The organism is Streptococcus sp. 2021WUSS109 (assembly GCF_044427305.1).
Classification (GTDB): Bacteria; Bacillota; Bacilli; order Lactobacillales; family Streptococcaceae; genus Streptococcus; species Streptococcus suis.
On the sequence record NZ_JAOTGF010000009.1, the window covers coordinates 1 to 13,730 of the forward strand.

The window sequence follows — 13,730 nt, forward strand, 5'->3', positions numbered from 1 at the left end:
ATGATGAGATTTAGCAGTATACTGTAAGTAGCTCATTTGGACTAACCTCCTGTATGTTTAGACACTTACAGTATAGTCTATTTGGGCTTTTTATTGTAGTTTGAAATGAACTAGTACCACAGGTAAGATTTTTATTGTATATCAAAAACAGCAGAAATGCTGTTTTTTACCTTGACAAATATGGTCGGGGGGGGTAAAATAGAGAGAGAATTGGTGGAGGATAAAAATGGAACAATTCAATCAAGAACAGTTATATGGAGTGGTTATTCAAACCATGACAGCTGCTAGTCAACTTCCTATGGTTAAAGTCAATCGGGAAGAATTTTTGAAGACTCGTTTTAAAGATAGTCCCTATCTAGATAAAATTATTGCGGATGGACCAACAGCGGTCTTCACTACAAAAGCTTTGCGTAAGGAAGCTGAAAAAATCATTAATGATATGACTACGAAAACATCTTTGATTTCTTTCGCGGCTGGTTTACCGGGGAATCCATTTACAGCGGTGGCGGCAGGTACTGCTGATATAGCTCAGTATTTTGGTTTTGCCTTGAATTTGTCGCAACAAATCGCTTATCTTTTTGGTGAAGATGAATTATTTGTTGGTGAAGGGAAGGAAATTTCAGAAGAGGTTCAAATCCGCATTATTGCCTACATTGGTGTCATGTTTGGAGCAGGTGGTTCAGCAGTTCTTCTCAATAAAGTATCCAAGACAGTCGGAGCTAATATCGGTAAAAAAGTAGCTATGCAGGCTTTGACCAAGACAACTTGGTATCCCTTGGTGAAAAAGGTAGCCGCAGTGATTGGTGTGAAAATTACCAAAAAGACTGTTGAAAAGACCATTGCCAATGCAGTTCCTATTTTGGGTGGTCTGATTTCAGGAGGTTTGACCTATTTTACCTTCCAACCCATGGGAGGGATGTTGGCAGACACATTTGTGAAAAAAATAAATGGTGATTTTGATGGCGAATTAGAACTCACTGAGGCCTTTAAAGCAAGTTTGGAAGAAGAGAAGGAACTTGGAATTATTGAGGCAGAATTTACTGAAGCAAGCGAGAGTTGATTAGGGCGGGTATCCGTCCTTTTTGCTTGTCCACCTAAATCGTGCTATAATAGAGGGAAATACAACTAAAGAGGAAACTATGAAATTTACAGATATGAAACTCAAGCCTTATATTCAGGAGGCTTTGAAAGAAATTAACTTTGTCCAGCCGACAGAAGTTCAGGAGAAATTGATTCCTGTTGTTTTGTCAGGGCGAGACTTGATAGGGGAATCAAAAACAGGTTCGGGTAAGACCCATACCTTCTTGATCCCGATTTTCCAAAAATTAAGTGAGGAATTGGACCAAGTTCAGGCTGTTATTACAGCCCCATCTCGTGAATTAGCTACTCAGATTTATCAAGCGGCACGCCAGTTGGCAAGTCATTCGGACATCGAAGTTCGTGTGACCAATTATGTTGGCGGTACGGATAAGAACCGTCAAATTGACAAGCTTCAAGCTAGTCAGCCTCACATTGTTGTTGGGACACCAGGGCGTATCTATGATTTGGTCAAATCAGGTGACCTTGCTATCCATAAAGCCAAAACCTTTGTGGTTGATGAGGCAGATATGACCTTGGACATGGGCTTTTTAGAAACAGTTGATAAGATTGCTGGCAGCCTGCCAAAAGACTTGCAATTTATGGTCTTTTCAGCGACCATTCCGCAGAAACTCCAACCGTTTTTGAAAAAATACTTGTCCAATCCAGTCATGGAACAAATCAAGACCCATACGGTCATTTCAGATACCATTGAAAACTGGCTGATTTCAACCAAGGGGCGTGACCGTAATGCTCAAATCTTGGAAGTAACCAAGCTCATGCAACCTTACTTGGCCATGATTTTTGTCAATACAAAGACACGTGCAGATGAATTGCATAGCTATTTGACTGCGAACGGTCTTCGTGTCGCAAAGATTCATGGGGATATTCCTCCACGTGAGCGCAAGCGGATGATGAACCAGGTGAAGAACTTGGACTATCAGTACATTGTTGCAACGGATTTAGCAGCACGTGGGATTGACATTGAGGGCGTCAGTCATGTCATCAATGATGCCATTCCACAGGATCTTTCCTTCTTTGTTCACCGTGTGGGACGCACAGGTCGTAATGGTTTATCAGGCATTGCCATTACCCTTTATCAGCCAAGCGATGATGCAGATATTCGAGAACTAGAAAAACTCAATATCAAATTCTTGCCAAAAGAAATGAAAAATGGCGAATTTGTCGATACCTACGACCGTGACCGCCGTGCTAACCGTGAAAAATCTCGTGAAAAACTAGATTTGGAAATGATTGGCTTGGTCAAGAAGAAAAAGAAAAAAGTCAAACCAGGCTACAAGAAGAAAATTCAATGGGCTGTTGATGAAAAACGTCGCAAGACCAAGCGAGTTGAAGCGCGTGCAAAGGGTCGTGCAGAACGTAAAGCCAAGCGTCAAACCTTTTAAAGTAATCGAGGAAAATGATGTTACAAAACATTCTAAGTTTTTATTTACAAGGATTGCTAATAGCTTCCTTGTTGATTATCACTTCTAGTCTGGTCTGGTTTATCTGGCGTGCGACAAAGGGTGTGGATAAAACCTTGCAAGAACGACAAGATTTCTTGTTTGATTTGTTGATGATTAATGTGATGACAATTCCCATTGTAGCCTTTGGAGTAGTGGGAATCTTATTAATGTTTAAAGCGTAGAAGGAAAAAGTATATGTACGATACAGTTGTAATTGGTGCGGGTCCTGCGGGGATGACTGCAGCTCTTTATGCAGGGCGTAGCAATTTAAAGGTAGCTCTTTTGGAACGTGGTATTTATGGTGGTCAGATGAACAATACCGCAGAAATTGAAAACTATCCAGGCTATGACCATATTTCAGGTCCAGCCTTGGCTGAAAAAATGTTTGAACCCTTGGAAAAATTCGGTGTGGACCATATTTTTGGCACCCTAGTCCGTATTGAAGAAGAAGGACAAATTAAGAAAGTGATCACTGAGGATGGTGTTTTGGAGACAAAGACAGTTGTTCTAGCCATGGGGGCAAAACACCGTTTGTTAGGTATTCCAGGTGAGGATACTTACAATAGCCGTGGTGTCTCATATTGTGCAGTCTGTGACGGTGCCTTCTTCCGTGGACAAAAACTCTTGGTTGTCGGTGGTGGAGATTCTGCGGTCGAAGAAGCTCTCTTCTTAACACAATTTGCGGAGTCTGTGACAATTGTTCACCGCCGTGACCAGCTTCGTGCTCAAAAAGTCATCCAAGACCGCGCTTTTGCCAATGAAAAAATCAACTTCATCTGGGATAGTGTAGTCGAAGAAATCAAGGGCGATGACTTACGTGTACAAAGCGTAGTTATCAAAAATGTAAAAACTGAAGAAGTCAGTGAACTTGATTTCGGTGGTGTCTTTATCTATGTCGGTCTGGATCCGATGACTGATACAGTTGCGGACCTAGGAATTACAGACGAAGCTGGTTGGGTTATCACTAATGAAAAGATGGAAACGACTCAATCAGGCATCTATGCCATCGGTGATATTCGTCAAAATCAACTTCGTCAGATTGCAACGGCAGTAGGAAATGGTGCAGTTGCTGGACAAGAAGTCTATAACTACATTACAGAACTAGCTGAATAGGGGAATACAATGTTTCATATTTACGATATTCAGAAAAATCCAGATGGAATCTCCTTTGATAAAATCTTGGATTTACAGGAAGAATTGCAAGCTCGAAATGGTGAAGTTCTAGGCTTGTCGCCAGTCCAAGTCACTGGAAATATCCGTTTTGAATCAGGTTTCTTTTTCTTGGACTATCAGATGACTTATGATATTACCTTGGCATCCAGTCGTTCTCTGCAACCAGTTGTTTTGCATGAGGTCCAAAACGTCAATGAACTCTTTGTTGCCAATGAAGCAGTTCTTAAAGAACAAGATTTGATTGATGAGGATATGGTACTGGTAGTAGAAGATGACCACATTGTCCTTGATGAGAGTGTAGCAGATAATATTTTACTGGCTATACCAATCAAAGTCTTGACACCTGAAGAAGAAGCTGGACAGGAACTACCATCTGGTCAAGCTTGGGCTTTAATGACTGAGGAAGATTTTCAACAAAAAGCTCAAGAGAAAAAAGAGGCCAATAGTCCTTTTGCACAATTACAAGGGTTATTTGGAGATGAGGACTAACTCAGATTGGCAAGATAGTTAAATTATCTGAAAATTCTTGTCAATTTTAAGCTTTCGGTGTATAATAAAAGAGATACAAATTAGAGGAGTAAACAAATGACTAAAGCAAATTTTGGTGTTGTAGGGATGGCCGTTATGGGTCGCAACCTTGCACTTAACGTTGAATCACGTGGCTACTCAGTAGCTATTTACAACCGCTCTGCTGATAAAACAGAAGATGTTGTTGCAAGTAACCCAGGTAAAAACTTGGTACCAAGTTACGATGTGGAAAGCTTTGTGGCATCTATCGAAAAACCACGTCGCATCATGCTTATGGTTCAAGCAGGTCCTGGTACAGATGCAACCATTCAAGCGCTTTTGCCGCACTTGGATGAAGGTGACATCTTGATCGATGGTGGTAATACTTTCTACGAAGACACTATCCGTCGTTCAAAAGAATTGGCAAACTCAGGTATTAACTTCATCGGTACAGGTGTATCTGGTGGTGAAAAAGGAGCCCTTGAAGGTCCATCTATCATGCCTGGTGGTCAAAAAGAAGCTTACGAATTGGTAGCAGATGTCTTGGAAGAAATTTCAGCAAAAGCACCAGAAGATGGAGCACCATGTGTGACTTATATCGGTCCAGATGGAGCTGGTCACTACGTAAAAATGGTACACAACGGTATCGAGTATGGCGACATGCAATTGATTGCGGAGTCTTATGACCTCATGCAACACTTACTCGGTTTGTCAGTGGATGAAATGGCTGATATTTTCACTGAGTGGAACAAAGGCGAATTGGATAGCTACTTGATTGAAATCACAGCAGATATTTTGAAACGTAAAGACGATCAAGGTCAAGATGGACCAATCGTTGATTACATTTTGGATGCGGCTGGTAACAAGGGCACTGGTAAATGGACAAGCCAATCATCACTTGACTTGGGTGTGCCGTTGTCATTGATTACAGAATCTGTATTTGCTCGTTATATCTCAACTTACAAAGATGAGCGTGTGGCAGCAAGCAAGGTCCTTCCAAAACCAGCTCCGTTTGCATACGAAGGCGACAAGGCTGAATTGGTAGAAAAAATCCGTCAAGCATTGTACTTCTCAAAAATCATGTCTTATGCACAAGGTTTTGCACAGTTGCGCGTAGCATCAAAAGAAAACAACTGGAACTTGCCATTTGGTGAAATCGCAAAAATCTGGCGTGCAGGTTGTATCATCCGCGCTCGCTTCTTGCAAAAAATCACAGATGCCTACGGACGTGATGAAGACTTGGCAAACTTGCTCTTGGATGAGTACTTCCTTGATGTAACAGCTAAGTATCAACAGGCAGTTCGTGATGTTGTTGCCTTGGCAGTTCAAGCAGGAGTTCCTGTACCAACATTCTCAGCAGCTATTACCTACTTCGATAGCTACCGTGCTGAAAACTTGCCAGCGAACTTGATTCAAGCACAACGTGACTACTTTGGTGCTCACACTTATAACCGTAAAGATAAAGAAGGAATCTTCCATTACGACTGGTATAGCGAATCAAAATAGAAAAGATGGGCGTGGAAGCGCCCTTCTTTCTAGTCATAATACGATTCCTACACCATTTGAAAGAATAGAAAAGGATGGACAATGGCTAAGAAAATTTTGATTGCTGGTAAAGAACGCAATCTCTCGCATTTTGTTTCCATGGAATTGCAGAAAAAAGACTATCTTGTTGATTATGCATCGACAGGGAAAGAGGCTATGTCCTTGGCACATGAAACGGATTTTGACTTGATTCTGATGAGTTTTCAGCTTTCAGACATGTCCAGCAAGGAATTGGCTGCAGAACTATTAGCGATAAAACCAGCCACGGTCATGATTGTGGTAGTTGAGCCGACAGAAGTTAGTCAATATGGGGAAGAAGTCCTCTCTTATGCTGTTTCCTACGTAGTGAAGCCCTTTGTCATCAGTGATTTAGTGGAGCAAATCTCTGCGATTTTTCGTGGTCGTGATTTTATTGACAATAACTGTAAACAGGTTCACATGCATGCGGCCTATCGCGATTTGAAGGTTGATTTTCAAAATCGAACAGTGACTCGAGGTGATGAATTGATTAATTTGACCCGCCGAGAGTATGATCTGTTGGCGACCTTAATGAATAGTCCAGAACCTGTTAGTCGAGAACAACTTCTTGAGCGTGTTTGGAAATATGAAGCGGCTTCTGAGACCAATGTTGTTGATGTATATATTCGCTATCTACGTGGTAAACTGGATTTGCCACATCAAGATTCATATATAAAAACGGTTCGTGGTGTCGGATATGCCATGCGCGATTGATTTAGAGTAGGTATTGGCTTGTTTTCAAGAATTTCTTTTGGATAGTGATAAAGTGAGGGGGTAGCTTTTCTTCCTAAACTAAAGAAAAGCTGCGAGTAGATCATGTGTACCGAGGAGAAGAAAAAATAGTCACTAAGAGCCGCTTGCGACACCGTCTATCAAATATCTTCAAGATACCCTTTATATCTCCGTTCCAAACGTACGTTGGTAACTTCTCACATGTCAGCGATTAGCTGGTATGTATGACATTAAGAAGGTAGAAGACATCAATGTCAGCTTCCGATGAACTTGGTTGATGGTTACTTTTTGTTGACCTTTTTAAAATTTGAGCGTATATTGTATTTGTGGAAAGGGAATTAAGCCAATGAAAAATCATAAAATTATTAGTTTTGACTCTGTTTCGTTTATATTGGGAGGAATATTTTTTGTTCTCTACTTAGCTTTATTTGAAAGTAGTTTTTATAAATTTCCTAATATTCTTTTGACTATTTATTTTTTGCTTTGTCTAATTTCTTTTGCCTTTATTTTAGATTATTATATAAAAAAAGTACCACAGTATTCTTTTGTATTAAGGCTGTTTTATGTTGGTCTCTATATATTATCCCCTATACTTATAATATTTCTTATTTGGAGAAGTAGACATGAAAAATAAATTTATTATCCTTTTGATGTTATGTATAGTTGCTATTGCACCGTTTAGTTCAATTGTTGTTTTAGCTGAACAAAATAATGAAATGTCTGTATATTCAGATTTAAGTTCGGGAGATGTAGCTATTTTGGAAGCTGAGTTAGAATTTTATTTTAAAGAAGTAGGTTACATTGATGGTAATGGTGTTTATCAAATTACTAATCCTAATTTGCTTCTTGAAAAAGCTAAATCAGGAGATCAGAATGCTCGTAAGCTTTATCAGGGGTATATTGCTAGTCTTATGAGAACTCCTTACGATTTTGCTAAGTGTGTTGTTTCTGATTATTTTGGAATATTTATAGATATTGCCAATGGTCGTTTATTAGACGCTTTGGCTAAAGATTTACAAAGTGAGGCATGGAATCGAGCGGCTATGACCATACTTAAATTACTTGGAAAAAGTACAAGTAAAGCAAATGTTTTGGCTACAGCTGCAGAATTAGCTATTGCTGCGTATAACTGTCGTGGCAAATGGTAATTTTCTCAACAATATTACTTAGGGATTTTAAATAAGACTGTAAAAAAACAGCTTTGGCAGATTGAAGAAATCGTCTGTATTGGATAATTTTCTTCAATCTTTTTTATATCTAATATTGAACGCAAATATACAAATGGATTTGTCTTCAATCTATCAATAAGGAAACACTTTCTTTTTTTATCTTCCTGTGTTAAACTGAAAACTAATCATTTAAAATTTGGAGATATTATGAATACGTCGTTTAAAGAAAAAGTCCTATTGATTTTCTTGGCAGGTGCAGTGCTTCTAGCTGTTTTCAACTGGTCTAGTATTTATGGGGCTATTCAACAATTATTAGGCAGTATGAACTCGCTTTTTATTGGAGCTATTTTTGCCTTTATTCTCAATGTTCCCATGAAAAAATTAGAAGATCAGTTTGAAAAGATTTCTTTTTTGAAGAAATCCAAGCGTTCTTTGGCAATTGTTGGAGTATTAATTGGATTTGCTTTAATTGTGACAGGACTGGTGGTGATTGTTCTTCCTACATTGGTGACGACTGTTTCAGAACTGGTTTCGGTTAGCAGCACAGCCATTCCAAAATCGGTAAATGCCCTAACTAATTTTCTTGAATCAAATGGTCTTTTGTCGGGACAAATCGGAGATCAGATTGCCAGCTTTTTGGATCAGTTGAAGAATTTAACACTTATTTCAAGTTTGGTCACACCGATTTTATCTGGCTTGGTGTCCAATGTGACGGGGATTTTTTCGAACACTATGACGTTGATAATGGCTTTCTTCTTCACTCTAGCGATTTTAGGGAGCAAGGAACACTTGCAGGCGATGACGAGAAAGTTCTTGGAGGCTACCTTGCCAGAGAAGGCTGTCAGAGTAGTGAACTATATTGGAGAAGTTATTGTTGATACCTATGACCGATTCTTGATGAGTCAGATTGTTGAGGCGTGTATCATTGGGACACTTGTCTTTGTTAGTTATTCGCTCTCAGGAATTCCTTATGCCAGCATGGCTGGTATTTTGGCTGGGGTCCTATCATTTGTACCTTATATCGGTCCATTTTCAGCGTGTCTGATTAGTGCTCTCTTTGTGGCGGTACAAAATCCGCTCTTGGCACTCTGGTCTATCGCCCTTTTCCAGATTATTCAGCTGATAGAAGGAAATGTTATCTATCCGCGCGTGGTTGGTCAATCAGTTGGTCTTCCGACCCTATTTACCCTGGCTGCAGCCTTGATTGGTGGTAATTTGTTTGGCCTACTTGGTATGGTCTTCTTTACCCCAATTTTTGCGGTTGTCTACCGCCTGGTTCGTGAATGGGTTGCCAGTCGATTGAAGAAGCAAGATGAATTATTGGTAGAAAGTGAGTAATTCTCGCTTTCTTTTATTTTTGTCATTTTTATGCTATACTGAAGTGATAAAGTTTATGTAGGAGAAAGAGTATGCGTTGTCCAAAATGTCAGAGTTTGAAATCAAGTGTCATTGATAGTCGTCAGGCTGAAGATGGCAATACCATCCGTCGTCGTCGTTCCTGCGACCAATGTGGTCAACGTTTTACCACCTATGAACGGATTGAAGAGAAAACTCTAGTCGTTGTGAAAAAAGACGGAACTAGAGAGCAGTTTTCACGTGAAAAGATTTTCAATGGGATTATTCGCTCTGCTCAAAAGCGCCCTGTGTCAACCGATGATATTGATGAAGTGGTGAATCGGATTGAACAGAAGGTTCGAGCACAAGGTGATAGTGAAATAGAATCCGATGTCATTGGGAATTTGGTAATGGAAGAATTGGTCGAATTGGATGAAATCACCTATGTGCGTTTTGCATCGGTTTATCGTTCTTTCAAAGATGTTGGAGAGCTAGAAAATTTGCTTAAGCAGATGATTTCCAAAGGAAGTAAGGTAAAACCGGGAAAAAAAGATGAAACCAAATGATTTATTTGCCTATATAAAAATCAGCCCGTTTACACCTGATATTGTCAGTCTTAGCCAATGCTACCAGCCGATTATCGGTTTTGATGCATTAGCGCTTTATTATTACTTTTATAGTTTTGCCGATCAAGGGCAAGGCCGTTACAAATGGACTGTCATTCTCAATCACATGGATTTTGGGATGAATCGTTTGGAGAAGGCTCTGGATATTCTGACTGCCATGGGGCTCCTAGAACTCTATCGTGCAGAAGAATTAACAGGTTTGGCGCTACAAGCCCCTCTGACCGTAAAAAGTTTTCTAGCGAAACCCTTGTATAAGAACTTGTTGGCAAGGAAGATTGGGGAGTCAAGCATGGAGAAGCTACTTGTTCACCTACCCAATCAGGAACAGAATATCTCAAAAACATTTTCTCAGGTCTTTACCATGGATGGGCAGGCTCCAGTTGTTTTTGAACCGAAACATGATTTTGACTGGTCTGCCTTCAAGGCATTAATGGCTAAAGATAAGCTTCTTTTTCAGGATGAAGCTGAGGATATTATTGCGCTTAGTTACATAGCAGAGCAGGCAGGGTGGACTTGGTTGGAGACCTATCGTCAGGCTAAAGCAACAGCTATTGGACAGACCATCTCGACCAAACGCTTACAGCAGTCACGTCAGTCATTGCCAACAGAAAGCGCCAACCTCACTGCCCAAGAACAAGCCATTGTTCGTGAAGCAAAAGCAAAGTCGAGTTTAGCTTTCCTGTCCTTTATCAAGGAGCAACGGAAGGCAGCGGTGACAGGAACAGAACGAAAATGCTTGACGGATTTGGCCAATTTGGGTCTGCTTGACGAAGTTATCAATGTCTTGGTCCTCTATACCTTTAACAAGGTGGACTCAGCCAATCTAAATGAAAAATACGCTATGAAGCTGGGCAATGATTTTTCCTACAAGGGAATTGGCAGTGCAGAGGCAGCAGTTCTTTACCTAAGAGAGTTGAAGACAGGTCAAGTTGTTACCAAGTCGAGCCAGCCACAGAAAAGCAATGTGCCTGAGTGGAGTAAGGAAGAGGTTCAGCAAGGACAAACGCAAGAAGGTCAAGCCAAGCTGGCGGCTCTTTATCGTGAATTAGAAGAAATGGAAAACAAAGGAGGTAGCTGATGAAATCAGTTCAAGACAGGTTGTCGCAAACAACCAATCCAAGTCCAAAATCTTATCAGCAACTCTATCAGGAGATAGTGAGTGATCCTGAAGTCGCTGCTTTTATCAAAAAAGAAGGTTTGACCCAGCAGGAAATCACCCTCTCCATTTCTAAGTTTTTGGAATATATCAGTCAGCGTGACCTCTTTGTCAAGCAGGATGAATCCTATATTGCCAAGGGGTATCAACCTGTTTTGGTTATGAATGAGGGCTATGCGGATGTTTCCTATCTTGAGACAGAAGAATTGGTCGAATACCGTCGTTTGGAAGCTATCAAGAACCGTATCCAGCTCATCAATATGCCTGCGAGTTTGAAGAATGTAACCGTGGCGGATATTGATAGGAGCGATGAAAATCGTGTAGAAGTCATGCTGGCTATTGCAGATTTTGTCAAACGATTTGAGGAAAAACCAAAAGGCCTCTACATCTATGGCAATTTCGGTATTGGAAAAAGTTATTTGATGGCTTATTTAGCCAACCTTTTGTCCAAGACCCATCTTCAATCAACCACTATGCTCCATTATCCAACCTTTGTGGTAGATATAAAAAATGCCATCAAAGATGGTTCTGTCAAGGAGCGAATTGATGAAATCAAGATGGCTCAGGTCTTGGTGCTAGATGACATCGGAGCGGAGCAACATAGTCCTTGGGTACGTGACGATGTCCTGCAGGTCATCCTTCAATACCGCATGCAGGAAAATCTGCCGACCTTCTTTACCTCCAATTTCTCCTTTGATGATTTGGAGCGTCATTTCGCCTCTGGCAAGTCTGGTGATGAGACCTGGCAGGCCAAACGGGTTATGGAGCGGATTCGTTATCTGGCTCGCGATTTGCATTTGAAAGGAAATAACCGCCGATGAATGAAACCATAGACTTGATGTTGAACCATACTTCCGTCCGCCGTTTTACGGAGGAGCCTATTGAGGCGGAACATTTGCAAGCCATTATATCAGCTGGGCGAGCTGCGTCTAGCTGGAAGAATTTCCAGTCTTATTCCATCATTGTGGTGCAGTTGGAGGAGAAAAAACAAGCACTCTATGATTTGGTGCCCCAGCCAGCTATTTTACAGGCTCAGGCTATTCTGGTTTTTGTGGGCGACCATAATCGTGCCAGCAAGGCGGCTCAACTCCATGGTTCAGACTTTGATGCCAAAGGAACAGAGAATCTCCTGATTTCTTCTGTTGATGCGAGCCTAGCAGGGCAAAACGCCCTCTTGGCAGCGGAAAGCTTAGGTTACGGTGGCGTCTTTATCGGTATGATTCGCCATAAGGCCTTGGCAATAGCAGAGCTGTTCAACTTGCCAGATTATACCTATCCCATTTTCTGTATTGCCTTGGGTCGACCAGCCCAAAACCATCCTGTCAAACCACGTTTGGCAAGTGAAACCATTGTCTTTCAGGAAGAATATGTGGAGCAAGGCGTGGAAGTAATCCAAGCCTACGACCAAGTTCAGACAGCCTATGCAGGTGCCCGTCAGACAGAAACCTGGTCCGAGCGTATGGTTGCCCAGTTTGGTCAGGCTGAACAACCAGAAACAAAGTCTATCTTAGAAAAGAATAAATTATTGTAAACTAGAAGAGGAGGAGCTATGGCTCTACCAACTATCGCCATCGTTGGCCGTCCCAACGTTGGTAAATCAACACTATTTAACCGTATTGCGGGGGAACGTATTTCTATCGTAGAAGACGTGGAAGGTGTGACCCGCGACCGTATTTATGCTACTGGTGAGTGGCTCAACCGTAAGTTTTCCTTGATTGATACAGGCGGTATTGATGATGTGGATGCACCTTTCATGGAGCAAATCAAGCATCAGGCTGAGATTGCCATGGATGAAGCGGACGTTATCGTCTTTGTCGTATCAGGCAAGGAAGGTGTGACGGATGCTGACGAGTATGTATCGCGTATCCTTTATAAGACAAACAAACCAGTTATTTTGGTTGTCAATAAAGTCGATAACCCTGAAATGCGGAATGACATTTACGATTTCTATTCACTCGGTCTTGGAGATCCTTATCCAGTATCTTCTGTACACGGTATCGGAACAGGGGATGTCTTGGACGCTATCATTGAAAACCTACCAGCTCAGAAAGCAGAAGAAAATCCAGATATTATCAAGTTCAGCTTGATTGGTCGTCCAAACGTTGGTAAATCAAGTTTGATTAACGCTATTTTGGGTGAAGAGCGCGTGATTGCGTCGCCTGTTGCGGGAACGACTCGTGATGCGATTGATACGCACTTTACAGACCCAGAAGGTCAAGAATTTACCATGATTGATACTGCAGGGATGCGCAAGTCTGGTAAGGTCTATGAAAATACCGAGAAATACTCTGTTATGCGTGCCATGCGTGCCATTGAACGCTCGGATGTCATATTGATGGTTATCAATGCAGAAGAAGGCATTCGTGAGTATGACAAACGCATCGCAGGCTTTGCCCATGAAGCTGGTAAGGGAATGATTATCGTGGTCAACAAGTGGGATACGCTTGAAAAAGACAACCATACCATGAAGCAGTGGGAAGACGATATTCGTGACCAGTTCCAATACTTGTCTTACGCACCGATTATCTTTGTGTCAGCCTTGACCAAGCAACGCTTGCACAAGTTGCCTGAGATGATCAAGGCCATTAGCGAAAGCCAGAATACCCGTATCCCGTCGGCTGTCCTCAACGATGTTATCATGGATGCCATTGCCATTAACCCGACGCCGACTGACAAGGGTAAACGTCTCAAGATTTTCTATGCGACTCAGGTTGCGACCAAACCACCGACCTTTGTGGTCTTTGTCAACGAAGAAGAGCTCATGCACTTCTCCTATATGCGTTTCTTGGAAAATCAAATCCGTAAGGCCTTTGTATTTGAAGGGACACCGATTCATCTGATTGCACGGAAACGGAAGTAAAGAGGGTGACCTCTTTTTTCTTTGTAATCATTCGTAAATATGCTAGAATGGACTTGGAGGTGTTGG

Annotated in this window: 14 protein-coding genes; all 14 read left to right on the forward strand. The window is 41.4% G+C overall.

Annotated elements, in window-relative coordinates:
* The first annotated feature begins 226 nt into the window (after positions 1 to 226).
* The 14 genes from ODU37_RS04660 to der all read left to right on the forward strand — a co-directional run bounded on the left by ODU37_RS04660 (position 227) and on the right by der (position 13,664).
* Positions 227 to 1,060, forward strand: a complete 834-nt coding sequence (locus tag ODU37_RS04660) for a hypothetical protein (RefSeq protein WP_012027651.1) — start codon at positions 227 to 229, stop codon at positions 1,058 to 1,060.
* A 79-nt stretch (positions 1,061 to 1,139) separates the two neighbouring features.
* On the forward strand, positions 1,140 to 2,483 hold the full coding sequence (locus tag ODU37_RS04665; protein WP_002936685.1) for a DEAD/DEAH box helicase: 1,344 nt from the start codon (positions 1,140 to 1,142) through the stop codon (positions 2,481 to 2,483).
* 17 nt (positions 2,484 to 2,500) lie between these two features.
* Entirely contained in the window at positions 2,501 to 2,725 is a 225-nt protein-coding gene (locus ODU37_RS04670) for a DUF4059 family protein (RefSeq protein WP_014638521.1), read from the forward strand.
* A gap of 13 nt (positions 2,726 to 2,738) precedes the next feature.
* A complete protein-coding gene (trxB, locus tag ODU37_RS04675) occupies positions 2,739 to 3,656 on the forward strand; it encodes a thioredoxin-disulfide reductase (RefSeq protein WP_002942687.1) in 918 nt (305 codons plus the stop codon).
* Positions 3,657 to 3,665: 9 nt separating this feature from the next.
* Positions 3,666 to 4,205: a DUF177 domain-containing protein gene (locus ODU37_RS04680; RefSeq protein WP_136670182.1), complete on the forward strand. Its 540-nt coding sequence runs from the start codon at positions 3,666 to 3,668 to the stop codon at positions 4,203 to 4,205.
* A gap of 96 nt (positions 4,206 to 4,301) precedes the next feature.
* Entirely contained in the window at positions 4,302 to 5,729 is a 1,428-nt protein-coding gene (gene gndA, locus ODU37_RS04685; RefSeq protein ID WP_002942698.1) for an NADP-dependent phosphogluconate dehydrogenase, read from the forward strand.
* 81 nt (positions 5,730 to 5,810) lie between these two features.
* A complete protein-coding gene (locus ODU37_RS04690) occupies positions 5,811 to 6,500 on the forward strand; it encodes a DNA-binding response regulator (RefSeq protein ID WP_002942700.1) in 690 nt (229 codons plus the stop codon).
* Between the two features lie 641 nt (positions 6,501 to 7,141).
* Positions 7,142 to 7,666 carry a hypothetical protein gene (locus tag ODU37_RS04695; protein ID WP_024415270.1) on the forward strand — a complete coding sequence of 175 codons (525 nt, stop codon included), beginning with the start codon at positions 7,142 to 7,144 and terminating at the stop codon, positions 7,664 to 7,666.
* Between the two features lie 228 nt (positions 7,667 to 7,894).
* A complete protein-coding gene (locus ODU37_RS04700; RefSeq protein WP_105153484.1) occupies positions 7,895 to 9,025 on the forward strand; it encodes an AI-2E family transporter in 1,131 nt (376 codons plus the stop codon).
* A gap of 71 nt (positions 9,026 to 9,096) precedes the next feature.
* A complete protein-coding gene (gene nrdR, locus ODU37_RS04705) occupies positions 9,097 to 9,588 on the forward strand; it encodes a transcriptional regulator NrdR (protein ID WP_002938341.1) in 492 nt (163 codons plus the stop codon).
* Positions 9,575 to 10,726, forward strand: a complete 1,152-nt coding sequence (locus tag ODU37_RS04710; protein ID WP_249562483.1) for a replication initiation/membrane attachment protein — start codon at positions 9,575 to 9,577, stop codon at positions 10,724 to 10,726. Before nrdR ends, ODU37_RS04710 begins: the two co-directional genes overlap by 14 nt.
* Positions 10,726 to 11,625 (forward strand): primosomal protein DnaI, encoded by a 900-nt coding sequence (gene dnaI, locus ODU37_RS04715; protein ID WP_249562482.1) that lies wholly within the window; start codon positions 10,726 to 10,728, stop codon positions 11,623 to 11,625. Before ODU37_RS04710 ends, dnaI begins: the two co-directional genes overlap by 1 nt.
* The gene (locus tag ODU37_RS04720) at positions 11,622 to 12,335 is read left to right on the forward strand and encodes an NADPH-dependent oxidoreductase (protein WP_024399628.1); all 714 of its coding nucleotides are present in this window, start codon (positions 11,622 to 11,624) and stop codon (positions 12,333 to 12,335) included. The genes dnaI and ODU37_RS04720 overlap by 4 nt, the downstream gene beginning before the upstream one ends.
* 18 nt (positions 12,336 to 12,353) lie before the next feature.
* Positions 12,354 to 13,664 (forward strand): ribosome biogenesis GTPase Der, encoded by a 1,311-nt coding sequence (der, locus tag ODU37_RS04725; RefSeq protein WP_249562481.1) that lies wholly within the window; start codon positions 12,354 to 12,356, stop codon positions 13,662 to 13,664.
* Positions 13,665 to 13,730 lie beyond the last annotated feature (66 nt).